Origin of the sequence: Methylopila sp. 73B, assembly GCF_000526315.1 — a bacterium.
Taxonomy (GTDB): domain Bacteria; phylum Pseudomonadota; class Alphaproteobacteria; order Rhizobiales; family Methylopilaceae; genus Methylopila.
Window position 1 is genome coordinate 3,269,772 of the sequence record NZ_JAFV01000001.1, and the last position, 12,947, is coordinate 3,282,718.

Genomic DNA, 12,947 nt, shown 5'->3' on the forward strand with positions numbered 1-12,947 from the left:
GGGCTGCGGAAGATCATGGCGCGCACGCTTGGCACAGGACGACGACGACGTCACGCCGTCGGCGACGGGACGGCGGCCCCGAACGTCGCGCGCTTCAGTCCAGGCTCATTGCGCAAGCCCGGCGGAGGCTGCTAACCCGCAGGCGACGTTCTGCGGCGGAAGACCTCCTTCATGACCTCTCCTCGCTTTCGCATCGGCACCCGCGGCAGCCCGCTCGCGCTCTGGCAGGCGAACCGGGTGCGCGACGACCTGATCGCAGCCCATGGCCTTGCGCCGGAGGCGGTCGAGATCGTGACTATCAAGACCACGGGCGATGCCATCCAGGACCGGCCGCTGTCGGAAGCCGGCGGCAAGGGCCTGTTCGTCAAGGAGATCGACGAGGCGCTGCTCGACGGGCGCGTCGACCTCGCCGTGCATTCCGCCAAGGACCTGCCCACCGAGCTTGCGCCCGGCACTGCGCTCTCCGCCACGCTGGAGCGCGCCGACGTGCGCGACGCGCTCATCGGCGGGTCGGCGCGGACGCTGAAGGAACTCCCGGCCGGCGCGATCGTCGGCACCGCTTCGCTGCGTCGCGGCGCGCTGGTGCGGCGCCTCCGGCCCGATCTCGAAGTGGTCTCCTTTCGCGGCAACGTGCAGACCCGGCTCGACAAGCTCGGGCGCGGCGAGGCCCACGCCACGCTCCTCGCGCTCGCGGGATTGACCCGCCTCGGCCTCCAGGGCCACGCCACCGAGATCCTCGACATCGACGACTTTCCCCCGGCGCTCGGGCAGGGCGCGATCGCGGTGACGGCGCGCGAGGACGACGACGCCACCCGCGAGGCCTTGCGCGCGCTCGACCATGCGGCGACGGCGGCGGCTCTGGCCTGCGAACGCAGCTTCCTCGCCGTCCTCGACGGCTCGTGCCGCACGCCGATCGCGGGCCTCGCACGCGCCGAAGCGGGCAGGCTCCGGTTCCTCGGCCTTGTGCTGTCGGTCGACGGCGCTCGCACAGTCGAAGGCGTAATCGAAGGCGACATGGCGGACGCGGCGCGGCTCGGCGCTGAGGTAGGGCGTGACGTAAAGGCGCGCACGCCCGCCGATCTGCTCGCGGCCTTCGGCTGACGGCCGCCCGCGATGAGGGTCCTCGTCCTTCGCCCGGAACGCGCTGCGGAACGCACCGCCCGCGCGCTCGAGGCGCGCGGGATGACGGCGATCCTCGCGCCCGTGCTCGCGATCGAGACACTCGACGCGGCCATTCCCGACGTCGCCTATGGCGCCGTGCTCGCGACCAGCGCCAACGGCCTGCGCAAGCTCAAGGACCGGCCGGAAATCGGCCGACTGCGCGGGGTTCCGCTGATCGCCGTCGGCGACCGCACGGCGGAGGCCGGCCGCGAGGCGGGCTTCGCCGTCGTGCACGTCGCCGAGGGCGACGGCCGGTCGCTGGTGGCGGACGCCGCCGCGCGGTTCCCGGCGCCCTCGCGTTTCCTGCACGCCGCCGGCGCGGACCGGGCTTTCGACGTGGCGGGCGCGCTTGCCGCGCACGGCCATGCGGTCGACGTGGTCGAGCTCTATCGAGCGACCGCGGCCCCCGCCCTGCCGGACACGGCGCGAGCCGCGCTTTCCGCCGGCGAGGTCGACGCCGTGCTGCACCACTCCCGCCGCATCGCCGAGACTTTCTTGATGCTTGCAGCCGGCGCGGGGCTTACGGAGGCGATCCGTCCCCTGCCCCACGCGGCGCTGGCGCTGCGGGTGGCGGAGCCTCTGCTCGCGGCCGGTTGTCCCATCGTAGCGGTCGCGGCGCGACCGGACGAAGGCGCCTTGCTCGACGCACTCGCCGGCGTGATCAACCCCGGCTCGCAATCCGGGGGCGAGCGTTCTAATTAGGAAGCGGCGGACGCCCGGAGACGGACGGCCCGATCTTCCCGTGACCAGTCAGGAGCGGCCTATGGCGGACCCCAAAGGACCCGAGACCACGACCGGCGGCGGCGCGCCCTCCGCGCGGCCGAAGGCTCCGACGCTCGACCTGAAGGCCGCCGACGTGACGCCCAAGGATGCGGCGAAGGACCCGCCCTCCGCGACGACGACGCCCGCCGCCGCCAAGGACGCGCCCAAGCCTTCCAGCCCGAGCGCGCCACAGCCGGGCGCCGCATCGCCCGCAGGCTCGCCCGAGATCAAGGCGGCTGACGTCAAGCCGGCGTCCCCGGTCGCCGCAGCTCCCGCGTCGGCCGGCCCGACGTCGTCCGGCGTTCCCGGCGCCCGTCCCGCTGGCGCGACGCCGAGCTTCGGCGGGGCGAAACCGACCGAAACCGCCGCGCCCAAGCCAGGTGCCGCCACGGGCCCAGACATGTCCAAGACCGGCGCCAGACCCGAGTCCTCGAAGCCGGACCTTGGCAAGAGCGAGCCCGGCAAGCCGGCCGACCTCAAGTCTTCGGATTTCAAGCCTGTCGATCCGAAACCTGCGGACACGGGCGCCCCGACTCGCGTCGCGGCGGCTGTGACGCCGGCGCGCGGCGGCGCGGGGGTGCTGGGGCTCGCTGGGTCCGCGCTGTTCGGCGCCGCGATCGCGCTGGGCGTGGTCGCGCTTTATGGCCAGGAGCTGATCGGCGGGGACGGGACCCAGTCGACGCGCGTCGCGGCCGTCGAGAGCAAGCTCGATTCGGTCGGCCGCGATGTGGCCGCTCTCCGCGAACGTTCGGGCCAGACCGCCCAGACCGCCGACACCTCAGCGATCGAAGCCCGCATCTCCGAGCTCGCCCTGACGATCGACGGCTCCGGCGCGCGCGTCGCGGCGCTCGAGGGCGAAATCCGCGGCCTCGCGGGTCGCGAGCAGGCGCCGACCGTGGACCCTGGCGCCGTCGACGCCCTCGCGAAGCGGGTCGACGGCCTTGAGGCCAAGATCGCCCAGGCGCCGACCCGCGAAGCGATCGCCGAACTCGGCGCCAGGATCGACGCCGCGGTGAAGCCGCTGGACGAGAAGATCGCCGCGCTCGACGCCGCGCTCAAGGCCCGCCCGGTGGGCGATCCCGCGGCGCGGCTGGTGACCGCCTTCGCCGCCATCGACCAGGCCGTCGTAGCCGGGAGGCCGTTCCCGGCCGAACTCGCCGCCGCCAAGGCGGCCGGCGGCGACGTCGCTACGCTCGAGCCCTATGCGGCGGGCGGCGCGCCCACCAAGGCCGCGCTCGGCGCCGAGCTTCAGGACGTGATGGCGAAGCTGCCGCCGCTCAAGCCAACGGCCGACGCGTCCGTGTTCGACCGCCTCGTCGCGAGCGCGGGTTCGGTGGTCAAGGTCACGCCGGCGACCGCGCCGGCCGGATCGGCGCCTGCGGACGTGCGCGCCCGGGTGGCCGCGAAGGCTTCCGCCGGCGACGTCGAGGGCGCCCTCGCCGACATCGAGGCGCTCGATCCGGACGCCAAGGCCGCCACGGCCGCTTGGGCGGACAAGGCGAAAGCCCGTCTCGCCGCCGACGAGGCCCTCGCCACCGCCCGCACCGCCGCGCTTGCGCGCCTTGGCGCCACCGACTGAGGTCCATCGAACATGGTTCGCGTTCTGATTTACCTCGTTCTTGTCGGGGTCTTCGCCTTCGGCGCCGTCTGGGTCGTCGACCGTCCCGGCGAGCTGGTGCTCACCTGGCAGGGCTACCGCGTCGAGACCAGCGTCGCGGTCGCGCTCGCCTTCGTGGCGGCGCTCGTCTGCGCCACCGTGGTGCTGTGGAACGTGATGCGCTGGATCCTCGCGGGACCCGAGGCCTTCGCGCTGTTCCGGCGCAACCAGCGCCGCGCCAAGGGCTACAAGGCGATCGCGCGCGGCGTGGTGGCGGTCGGCACCGGCGACGCCCGCCAGGCCGGGCGCGAGGCCTCCGAGGCCCGGCGCCTGCTCGGAAAGGAGCCGCTGACGCTGGTGCTGGCGGCGCAGGCCGCGCAGCTCGCCGGCGACCGCACCGGCGCGGAAGCCGCCTTCCGCGCCATGACCGATTCGCCCGAGACGCGCTCGCTCGGCCTGCGCGGGTTGTTCGTCGAAGCCGAACGCCGCGGCGACCGCGCAGGCGCCAAGGCGCTCGCCGAGGAGGCCGCGCGCCAGTCGCCCGAGACGCCCTGGGCGGGCCAGGCGCTGTTCGACTTCCAGTGCGCGGAGCGCGACTGGGGCGGGGCGCTGTCGACGCTCGAACGGCTCTCCGCCAACCGCTTGATGGACAAGGCCGAGGTGAAGCGCCGACGCGCCGTGTTGCTGACGGCCCAGGCGACCGACGGCGCGGCCGCCGATCCCGCGCTCGCCGTGAAACGCGCCCGTGAGGCGCACGGCCTCGCGCCGGACTTCGTGCCCGCGGCGGCGCTGGCCGGGCGTCTGCTCGCCGAGCAGGGCGACGCGCGCAAGGCCTCGAAGATCGTCGAGGCGACCTGGGCCAAGGCGCCCCATCCGGATCTCGCCGAGGTCTACGTGCACGCGAAGCCTGGCGATCCGGCGCTCGCCAAGCTGAAGCGCGCCAAGACCCTCGCCGAGCGCTCCGGGGACGATCCGGAAGGGCTGCTGGCGGTCGCCCGCGCCGCGATCGCGGCGCGCGAGTTCGAGACCGCCCGCGCCGCCGCCGACAAGCTGATCTCGATCCGCCCGACCGCGCGCGCCTGCCTGCTGATGGCGGAGCTCGAGGACATCGAGAACGGCGACACCGGCAGCGCCCGCCAGTGGCTCGCCCGGGCGCTGCGCGCGGCGCGCGACCCGGCCTGGGTCGCCGACGGCGTGGCCAGCGACACATGGGCGCCCGTGTCGCCCGTCACCGGCCGGCTCGACGCCTTTGTCTGGAAGGTTCCGGTCGAGGAGACGCGGCCCAAGCTCGCCGCGGACGCTTGGCTCGACCAGCGGCCGGGCGCCGACGCCAGCATGATCGCGCCCAGCGCGCCGTCTTCGGTGCTGCCGCGCAAGATGCCGGAGTTGATGGACCCCGCGGATGCGCCGCCGGCCGCGCAGGCGGTCTCCCCAAAGTCCGTCGTTTCGAAGGTGGACGCGCCCAAGACCGAGCCGGCGAAGACCGGATTGGTTGAGGTGGTCCCGCCCCCGAAGACCGAGACTCCCGCCGTCGCGGCGGCCCTGCCGACGCCGCCGAAGCCCATGGCGGCCAAGCCGACGGCGGCCGTGTTCCCGCTCACCCGGGCGCCCGACGATCCGGGCCCCGCCGCCGCCGAGCCTGTCGACGCGGTCGCGACCAAGCGGTTTCCCGCGGACCGGCCGAGCTTCTAGCCTTCGGCCTCACCTTGTCCCACGACGCTCCGCGCCGCATTTAGGAGCGACTCGAGGACAAGACTCATGACACGGCCCGAACCCGCACACGCCTTCGCCGCCGACGCCTCCGCGCCGGCGAGCGTGACGCTCGACGTCGAGGGCATGCACTGCGCCGCCTGCGCGGAGCGGATCGAGCGCGTGCTGGGCCGCACGCCGGGAATAGCCTCGGCCGTCGTGAACCTGCCGCTGGAGCGCGCCGACGTCCGCTTCGACGGACCGGCCGATCCCGCCGCCGCCGTCGCCGCGGTGCGGCGCGCCGGCTACGACGCCCATGTTCGCCCGTCGGGTTCGCAAGCGCGGCGCGCGGCCGACGAGGCCCGCGCGGTCGCCCGTCGCGCCGACGAGCGGCGCACCACCGCCCTGCTGATCATGACGGCGGTGCTGGGCGCGCCTTTCCTCGTCGAAATGGCGGGCATGGCGGTGGGCGCCCATGGTCTGCTGCCCCCTTGGTTGCAGCTTGCGCTCGCCACCCCCGTCCAGCTGCTCGTCGGGGCGCGCTTCTACCGCGGCGCCTGGGCGGCGTTGCGGGGCGGCGCCGCCAACATGGACGTGCTGGTCGCCCTCGGCGCCACCGCCGCCTATGGCTGGAGCGCGGTCGAGGTGCTCGCCTATGGCGGACATGGACCTCTGTATTTTGAAGCCGCGGTCGCCGTGCTCGGCTTCGTGCTGCTTGGCAACCTGCTTCAAGCGCGCGCCACCGCCGGGGCCAGCGCGGCGCTCACTTCGCTCGGCGAACTCACTCCGGCGCACGCTCGCCTCCACCGGCCCGACGGCCGCGAGGAGGACGTCGCGGTGGAGGCCCTGCACGCCGGCGACATCGTGCGGGTGCGGCCGGGTGAGCGTTTTCCGGTGGACGGTCTGGTCGTGGAGGGGCGTAGCGACGCCGACGAGCAGCTCGTCACGGGTGAGAGCAAGCCGGTCGCCAAGGCCGCGGGCGACGCCGTGATCGCCGGGGCGATGAACGGCTCCGGGTCGCTGCTTGTAGAGGCCTCCGCCGTCGGCGAGGACGCCACCCCGGCCCGCATCGGCCGGCTGGTGGCGCGCGCGCAGCTCGCCAAGGCGCCCGTGCAACGACTCGTGGACAGGGTCACCGCGGTGTTCGTGCCGGTGGTGGTCGGGATCGCAGCCCTAACCTTCGTCGGCTGGCTGCTTGCTGGGGCCGGAGCCGGCGCGGCGCTGGGTCACGCCATCGCGGTGCTCGTCATCGCCTGCCCCTGCGCGCTCGGCCTCGCGACCCCCGCGGCGCTCGTCGCCGGCACCGGCGCGGGCGCGCGCGCCGGCATCCTGGTGCGCGACATCGAAGCGCTCGAGCGCGCGGCGCGGATCGACACCGTCGTGTTCGACAAGACGGGAACGCTGACCGCGGGCAGGCCCGCCCTGGTGGCCTCCGAGGCGCTCGACGGCGACGGCCAGAGGCTGGTCGCTCTTGCGGCCGCGATCGAGCGGGGGTCGGAGCATCCGCTCGCGCACGCCGTCGTCGAAGCCGCCGAGGGTCAGGGCCTCGACATTCCCGTCGCCCATGACATCCGCGCCGTGTCCGGCGAGGGAATCACCGGCACCGTCGACGGGTCCAAGATCGCCATCGGCGGCGTGCGGTTGCTGACGGAGATCGGGGCCCACACCGCGCCCATCGAGGCGATGCTCGCGCGCCACGCCGCCGAAGGCCGCACCGCCGTGGCGATCTCGGAGGGACGCCGCGCCAAGGGCGTGCTGGCGTTCTCCGACGCCGCCCGGCCGAACGCCGCGGAAGCCGTGCGCCGGCTGCGCGACGACGGCATCGAGATCGTGATGCTGACCGGCGATTCGGCGGAAGCGGCGGCCCCCATCGCGCGCGGCGTCGGCATCGAGCGCGTCGAGGCCGGCGCCCGCCCGGCCGACAAGCTCGCGACGATCGCGCGCCTTCAGGCGGAAGGTCGCGTCGTCGCGATGGTCGGTGACGGGATCAACGACGCCCCGGCGCTCGCGGCCGCCGACATCGGCGTCGCCATGGGCGGCGGCGCGGACGTGGCGCTCGAGACCGCGGGGATCGCGCTGTTACGCCCGGACCTGCTTCTCGCTCCCGCAGCACTGTCGCTTTCGCGCCGCACCGTGGCGACAATCCGCCAGAACCTCGTCTGGGCCTTCGCCTACAACGTGGTAGGCCTGCCCCTTGCGGCTCTTGGCTTTTTATCGCCCGCGATCGCCGGCGCCGCCATGGCGCTGTCCTCCGTGAGCGTGGTCCTCAATGCCTTGAGGCTTTCCCGTTGGAGAATGGATCCTTAATCCCTCCAGGCGCGTTATAGGCGCGTCACACGGGCGTTTGCGTCTCTCGGGGGTTCTTAAAATGCGCGTCGCGATCTTCTTCTCGGCGATCCTGCTCTTCGTGCTCGCCGTCGCTCTGCTGCCGATGAGCGGACCGGCCGAGGCGGTCACCAAATCCGGAGAGCCGATCGTGGTGCGCAGCGCCCATGGCGTGATCCCGACGGTCCAGGCGCTCGAGGCCTCCCTCCGCCGCCGCGGCGTCTCCACGGTCGTGAAGGTCGAGCAGTCCGCCTCCGCGACCCTGGTGCTCTTCGCGGACCCCCATCACACCGCCGACGCCTCCGCCCGGGCGCTTGACGCGCTCGACCTGCCGCTGCGCGCGCTGGTCTACATGGAAGGCGACTTCGTCTCGATCGCCTATGACGACCCGAAGGCGCTGGTCAAGCGCCATGGGCTGAGCGCCGACGAAGCCGCCGCCGCCGGTCGCGCGGTCGCCGCCGTGGTGGCCGAGGCCGCCGGCTCCTGACAGAGGCTTCTCCGCCGCCGGCGCTCTCCCGCGCCGGCGCGGACACGTGATCAGTCGCGTGCGTCTTGGCCTTCTCGCGACCGAAATCGCACTATATCACGAAGCTCCACCGTCCTTCCTCGACGCTTGAGAGCTTCATGTCCCGCCGGCCTTCGCCCGACGCCTCCTCCGTTTCCCTCCTCGACCGCCGTGCGTTGCTGCAGATCGGCCTCGCCGCTCAGGCGGCGATCGCCTTCGGGACGCCCGCCTTTGCGCAGGGCGCAGCCGGCGACGATCTGAAGTTCGGTCCGGCAGAGCCCTTCTCCTACGACGGGCTGAAGACGCTCGCGAAGGGGAAGGCGGCGAAACCCTACGCCGAGCCTCCGCGTCCGAATCCGGAGATCGTCCGGAAGATCGACTACGACGCCCACGGCAAGCTGAAGTTCAACCCGGAGCACGCACTCTACGGCAAATCGCCGGGCGCCTATCCCATCACCTTCATGCACGTCGGCCAGTTCTTCCCCAAGACGGTCCGCATGCACGCGGTCGCCGAAGGCAAGTCGCGCGAGATCCTCTACGATCCCGCCTACTTCGACATGCCGGCCGATCACGTCGCCAAGGGCCTCCCGCCGCAGCCGTCGGCCTACGCGGGCCTCTGGATCCGCGAGGCCAAGGATCAGGTCACCGACAAGGGCGACTGGAAGACGCGCGAGCCCTTCGCGACCTTCCTCGGCGCGTCCTACTTCCGCGCCATCGGGGGCAAGGGACAGGTCGGCATGTCCGCGCGCGGCGTGGCGCTGTTCCCTCAGCCCGGCGCGGCGGAAGAGTTCCCGGACTTCACGGCGTTCTGGTTCGAGCCGGCCAAGGCCGACGGCGACCCGGTCACGGTCTACGCGCTGCTCGACGGTCCGTCGCTCGCCGGCGCCTATCGCTTCCTGATCCATCGCACCGCCGGCACGCTGATGGAGATCGAAGCGACGGTGACCATGCGCCAGGACGTGCCGCGGCTCGGGCTCGCCGCGCTGACCTCGATGTACTGGTTCTCGGAGGCGCAGAAGCCGTCGCTGATCGACTGGCGCCCCGAGGTGCACGACTCCGACGGCCTCGCCATGTGGACCGGCGCAGGCGAGCGGATCTGGCGGCCGCTGAACAACCCGCCGCGCATCATGACCTCGAGCTTCACCGACGAACGACCGCGCGGCTTCGGCCTTCTGCAGCGCGACCGGGTGTTCGACCATTATCAGGACGGCGTGAAGTACCAGGACCGCCCTTCGACCTGGATCGAGCCGGTGGGCGATTGGGGCAAGGGCGTCGTTCAGCTCGTGGAGCTGCCGACCGACGACGAGATCCACGACAACGTGGTGGCCTACTGGATCCCCTCGGAGCCCACCAAGGCGGGCGACACCGTCGCGCTGGCCTACAAGCTGCACTGGCTGGACGAAGAGCCCTACCCCCCCCCGCTCGGCCGCGTGGTGGCCACCAGGCTTGGCCGGGGCGGCCAGCCCGGCCTGCCGCGGCCGCCCGGCGTGCGCAAGTTCATGATCGAGTTTCTGGGCGGGCCGTTAACCGACATCCCCTACGGCCAGACCGTGGAGCCCGTGCTCTGGGCGTCCCGCGGGACCTTCTCCTACGTCTTCGCCGAGGCGGTCCCGAGCGACGTGCCGGGCCATTGGCGCGCACAGTTCGACCTGACGGCGGAAGGGCCGGAGCCGGTCGAGATGCGCTGCTACATGAAGGTCGGAGACAGGGTTCTGACCGAGACGTGGCTGTACCAGTACATCCCGCCGGCCTGATTTCGGCGACGCTTCGCACGTCGCGCCTTGCATTCGGAGCGCCCTTTCGGTAGAGGGTGCGCCGTCGCCGCTTTAGCTCAGTTGGTAGAGCACGTCATTCGTAATGACGGGGTCGCGTGTTCGAGTCACGCAAGCGGCACCACCCCTTTCATCGAAATCGCGTCAGTGTCGCTTCCGCGTCCTACCGGACGTCGAACGCGGCCGTCTATACCTTCGTTGACGCCCTGCGGGACGGACGCCGATCGGCGTCCTGGGCGGAGCGGGGACCCATGTTCGACAGTCTGCGGCATTTCATGAACGAGCTCGCCGGGAGCGGCGAGGACGCGGCCGAGCCGTTTTCGGTGTCCGACCACCGCGTCGCGGCTGCGGCGCTGATGGTCCACCTGCTGGGCGTGGACGGCGTCGTCGAGGAGCAGGAGCGCGACGCGTTGCACGGCATCGTGCGGACGCGGTTCGGCCTGTCGGAAAGCGAGACCGACGAGCTTCTCGCCCTCGCCCGCCAGCGCGATCAGGAAGCGGTCGACCTCTACGCCTTCACGAGCGTGCTCAAGCGCTCTCTGGACGCGGAGGGACGGGCCGGCGTCATCGAGATGATGTGGGAGCTCGTGTTCTCGGACGGCGCGGTCAATGAGCTCGAGGACAACGTGGTGTGGCGCGTCGCCGAACTGCTCGGCGTTTCGACGCGCGAACGCGTCGAGTTGAAGCGGCGGATCGCCGCCCGCGCGCATCCGTTGTCGGACACGCCCGTCAAGGACTGAGGTCCACGCGCGGCCTGCCGGTCGAGGACAGCGCGGGGCGCGAAATCCGGTCCGAAGCGGGACTTATCCATTCCGCGGATTTGCAATTTGCGAAATGCGTCGCAAAACGCGACGCGCGCTGCGAAGCGCTTCCGGCCCTCACACTAGCTGTTGACGGTCTGCGCCTCGAAAGCCCCACATCTTGGGCGCGAAGGCACCACCGTGGACTGGCAAGGCGCTTGCACAATCAGGATCGCCGGATCTGGTTCATGCGTACCGGCGTCAGTTCGGGCGGAGGCGGGGTTTCGTCGTCGCGTTTTGGGACCCCCCTCCGCATCCCGACTTCACTCCGGCTTCGGCCGCGTCCCGAAGATCGCGCTGCCCACGCGCACATGCGTCGCGCCGAACGGCACGGCGTCCGCGAAGTCGGAGCTCATCCCCATCGACAGGCCCTTGAGCCCATTGCGGCGCGCGATCTGGTCGAGAAGCGCGAAGTAGGGCGCGGGCGGCTCGTCCACCGGCGGGATGCACATCAGCCCTTCGAGCTCCAGGCCATAGGCGTCCCGGCACTGCGCGACGAACGCGTCGGCGTCCTCCGGATCGACGCCGGCCTTCTGCGGCTCGGACCCAACGTTCACCTGCACGAAGAGTTTCAGGCTGCGGCCCTGCGCCGCCATCTCCTTCGCGACGGCCTGGGCGATCTTCGGCCGATCGATGGTGTGGATGGCGTCGAACAGCGCGACCGCTTCCGCGGTCTTGTTCGACTGGAGCGGGCCGATGAGGTGAAGCTCGACGTCCGGAAACCGCGCCTTCAGCTCCGGCCATTTGGCCTGCGACTCCTGCACCCGGTTTTCGCCGAACGCGCGTTGGCCGGCCTCGAGCACGGGCAGGATGTCCGCGGCGTCGAAGGTCTTGGACACGGCGATCAACGTCGTCTCGCCCTCCGGACGGCCGGCGGCGCGCTCCGCCTTGGCGAGGGCCGCGCGCACCAGGGCGAGACGGGCGGGGGCGTCGGTCATCTCGGCTCCTCGGGACAGGCCAAACACGCCCTCGGCGCGCGTGCGGAACGCCAAAACGTAAACGAGATCAACGGGCGCCGCTACTCGGCGGCGACCGCGTCCGGCGCGTCGAGATACTCCCGCCACATCGGCGAACCGCCCCCGAGGGTGGCGATGAACGCGGCGTGGGCGGCGAGATCTTCGGCCGTCAGGCGCGACGGCAGCGGCGTGGGACGCGGCGCGACGGCGCGGCCGCCGCGGAGGTTGCGATCGGTGAGATGCGAGAGGCCGAGCGTCGCCTGACGACCGCCCAGCAGCTCGAGATAGACCTCGGCCAGGATCTCGCTGTCGAGCAGCGCGCCGTGCTTGGTGCGGCGCGAGTTGTCGATGCCGTAGCGCTGGCAGAGCGCGTCGAGCGAGGCGGAGCCCCCAGGATTGCGCCGGCGCGCGAGCTGCAGCGTGTCGACGATGCGGTGCTGGGCGAGCTCCGGCTGGCCGATCTTCCGGAGCTCCATGTTCAGGAAGCCGACGTCAAAGGCCGCGTTGTGGATGACCAGGGCGTCGTCGGCGATGAAGTCCAGGAACTCCTGGGCGACCGCGGCAAACACCGGCTTCGTGCTCAGGAACTCCGCCGACAGGCCGTGGACGCGGAACGCCTCCTCCGGCATGTCGCGCTCGGGGTTAACATAAAGATGACAATGTGCGCCCGTCGGGATGCGGTTGAGCAGTTCGACGCACCCGATCTCGACGACCCGATCGCCTTTCAGCGGATCGAGGCCGGTGGTCTCGGTGTCGAGGACGATCTCACGCATCGGTCCGCGCTCCGTCGCGCGACCGGAGGCGCGCGAGCAGCGCGCGGACCTGCGCGCGGGCAGGCTCGATCCCTCGCGCGGTGTCGATCACCACGGCGGCGCGGGCGCGCTTGTCGGCGTCGGGGGTCTGGCGGGCGAGCACGGCGCGAAAGGTCTCCTCGGTCATTCCGGGCCGCTGCATCACCCGGCGGCGCTGCTCCTCGGCGCCTGCGCTGACGACGACGACGAGATCGACGGCGCCGTCTCGCCCGCTTTCGAACAGCAGCGGGATGTCGAGCACGACGACGTCGGCGCCCTCGGCGCGGCGGGCGGCGATGAACGCGGCCTCGGCCTCACGCACGAGAGGATGGACGATCGACTCCAGCTTCGCCAGAGCGGCGGGGTCGCCGATGACCCTCGTCCCCAGCTCCTTCCGGTCCACGGCGCCGTCGCGCGTGACGCCCGGAAACGCCGCCTCCACCAACGGGACAGCACGGCCGGCGTAGAGCGCGTGGACCACGGCGTCGGCGTCGTGCACGGGAACGCCCTCCTCCGCGAACAGCTTCGCGGTGGTGGACTTGCCCATGCCGATAGAGCCGGTGAGGCCGATGACGATCATCGCGGGTGC

General features: G+C 72.1%; 11 protein-coding genes and 1 tRNA gene. 9 read left to right on the forward strand and 3 right to left on the reverse strand.

Features of this window, described 5'->3' with window-relative positions:
* The first annotated feature begins 171 nt into the window (after window positions 1–171).
* The 9 genes from hemC (at window position 172) to K244_RS0115750 (ending at window position 10,551) form a co-directional block, all read left to right on the forward strand.
* Window positions 172–1,101 carry a hydroxymethylbilane synthase gene (gene hemC / locus K244_RS0115710; RefSeq protein WP_020187236.1) on the forward strand — a complete coding sequence of 310 codons (930 nt, stop codon included), beginning with the start codon at window positions 172–174 and terminating at the stop codon, window positions 1,099–1,101.
* Window positions 1,102–1,113: 12 nt separating this feature from the next.
* Entirely contained in the window at window positions 1,114–1,863 is a 750-nt protein-coding gene (locus K244_RS0115715) for a uroporphyrinogen-III synthase (protein ID WP_020187237.1), read from the forward strand.
* Between the two features lie 61 nt (window positions 1,864–1,924).
* On the forward strand, window positions 1,925–3,502 hold the full coding sequence (locus K244_RS0115720; RefSeq protein WP_020187238.1) for a hypothetical protein: 1,578 nt from the start codon (window positions 1,925–1,927) through the stop codon (window positions 3,500–3,502).
* 12 nt (window positions 3,503–3,514) lie between these two features.
* Window positions 3,515–5,212 carry a heme biosynthesis HemY N-terminal domain-containing protein gene (locus K244_RS0115725; protein ID WP_020187239.1) on the forward strand — a complete coding sequence of 566 codons (1,698 nt, stop codon included), beginning with the start codon at window positions 3,515–3,517 and terminating at the stop codon, window positions 5,210–5,212.
* 66 nt (window positions 5,213–5,278) lie between these two features.
* Window positions 5,279–7,516: a heavy metal translocating P-type ATPase gene (locus K244_RS0115730; RefSeq protein ID WP_020187240.1), complete on the forward strand. Its 2,238-nt coding sequence runs from the start codon at window positions 5,279–5,281 to the stop codon at window positions 7,514–7,516.
* Window positions 7,517–7,577: 61 nt separating this feature from the next.
* The gene (locus K244_RS0115735) at window positions 7,578–8,021 is read left to right on the forward strand and encodes a hypothetical protein (RefSeq protein WP_020187241.1); all 444 of its coding nucleotides are present in this window, start codon (window positions 7,578–7,580) and stop codon (window positions 8,019–8,021) included.
* A gap of 137 nt (window positions 8,022–8,158) precedes the next feature.
* Window positions 8,159–9,793, forward strand: a complete 1,635-nt coding sequence (locus K244_RS0115740) for a glucan biosynthesis protein D (RefSeq protein WP_024816542.1) — start codon at window positions 8,159–8,161, stop codon at window positions 9,791–9,793.
* A 66-nt stretch (window positions 9,794–9,859) separates the two neighbouring features.
* Window positions 9,860–9,935, forward strand: a tRNA-Thr gene (locus K244_RS0115745).
* 127 nt (window positions 9,936–10,062) lie between these two features.
* A complete protein-coding gene (locus tag K244_RS0115750) occupies window positions 10,063–10,551 on the forward strand; it encodes a TerB family tellurite resistance protein (protein ID WP_020187243.1) in 489 nt (162 codons plus the stop codon).
* A 323-nt stretch (window positions 10,552–10,874) separates the two neighbouring features.
* Here K244_RS0115750 and K244_RS0115755 read toward each other — a convergent pair whose 3' ends face one another.
* The 3 genes from K244_RS0115755 to coaE form a co-directional block, all read right to left on the reverse strand.
* Entirely contained in the window at window positions 10,875–11,549 is a 675-nt protein-coding gene (locus K244_RS0115755) for a YggS family pyridoxal phosphate-dependent enzyme (protein ID WP_020187244.1), read from the reverse strand.
* Window positions 11,550–11,629: 80 nt separating this feature from the next.
* Window positions 11,630–12,340 carry a DNA polymerase III subunit epsilon gene (gene dnaQ / locus K244_RS0115760; protein ID WP_020187245.1) on the reverse strand — a complete coding sequence of 237 codons (711 nt, stop codon included), beginning with the start codon at window positions 12,338–12,340 and terminating at the stop codon, window positions 11,630–11,632.
* Window positions 12,333–12,938: a dephospho-CoA kinase gene (coaE, locus tag K244_RS0115765; RefSeq protein ID WP_020187246.1), complete on the reverse strand. Its 606-nt coding sequence runs from the start codon at window positions 12,936–12,938 to the stop codon at window positions 12,333–12,335. Before coaE ends, dnaQ begins: the two co-directional genes overlap by 8 nt.
* Window positions 12,939–12,947: the final 9 nt, after the last annotated feature.

Excerpts from the sequence above, each read along its gene's own strand:
- hemC (WP_020187236.1), top strand. The coding sequence starts at position 172 with ATGACCTCTCCTCGCTTTCGCATCGGCACCCGCGGCAGCCCGCTCGCG.
- K244_RS0115715 (WP_020187237.1), top strand. The coding sequence starts at position 1,114 with ATGAGGGTCCTCGTCCTTCGCCCGGAACGCGCTGCGGAACGCACCGCC.
- K244_RS0115720 (WP_020187238.1), top strand. The coding sequence starts at position 1,925 with ATGGCGGACCCCAAAGGACCCGAGACCACGACCGGCGGCGGCGCGCCC.
- K244_RS0115725 (WP_020187239.1), top strand. The coding sequence starts at position 3,515 with ATGGTTCGCGTTCTGATTTACCTCGTTCTTGTCGGGGTCTTCGCCTTC.
- K244_RS0115730 (WP_020187240.1), top strand. The coding sequence starts at position 5,279 with ATGACACGGCCCGAACCCGCACACGCCTTCGCCGCCGACGCCTCCGCG.
- K244_RS0115735 (WP_020187241.1), top strand. The coding sequence starts at position 7,578 with ATGCGCGTCGCGATCTTCTTCTCGGCGATCCTGCTCTTCGTGCTCGCC.
- K244_RS0115740 (WP_024816542.1), top strand. The coding sequence starts at position 8,159 with ATGTCCCGCCGGCCTTCGCCCGACGCCTCCTCCGTTTCCCTCCTCGAC.
- K244_RS0115750 (WP_020187243.1), top strand. The coding sequence starts at position 10,063 with ATGTTCGACAGTCTGCGGCATTTCATGAACGAGCTCGCCGGGAGCGGC.
- K244_RS0115755 (WP_020187244.1), bottom strand. The coding sequence starts at position 11,549 with ATGACCGACGCCCCCGCCCGTCTCGCCCTGGTGCGCGCGGCCCTCGCC.
- dnaQ (WP_020187245.1), bottom strand. The coding sequence starts at position 12,340 with ATGCGTGAGATCGTCCTCGACACCGAGACCACCGGCCTCGATCCGCTG.
- coaE (WP_020187246.1), bottom strand. The coding sequence starts at position 12,938 with ATGATCGTCATCGGCCTCACCGGCTCTATCGGCATGGGCAAGTCCACC.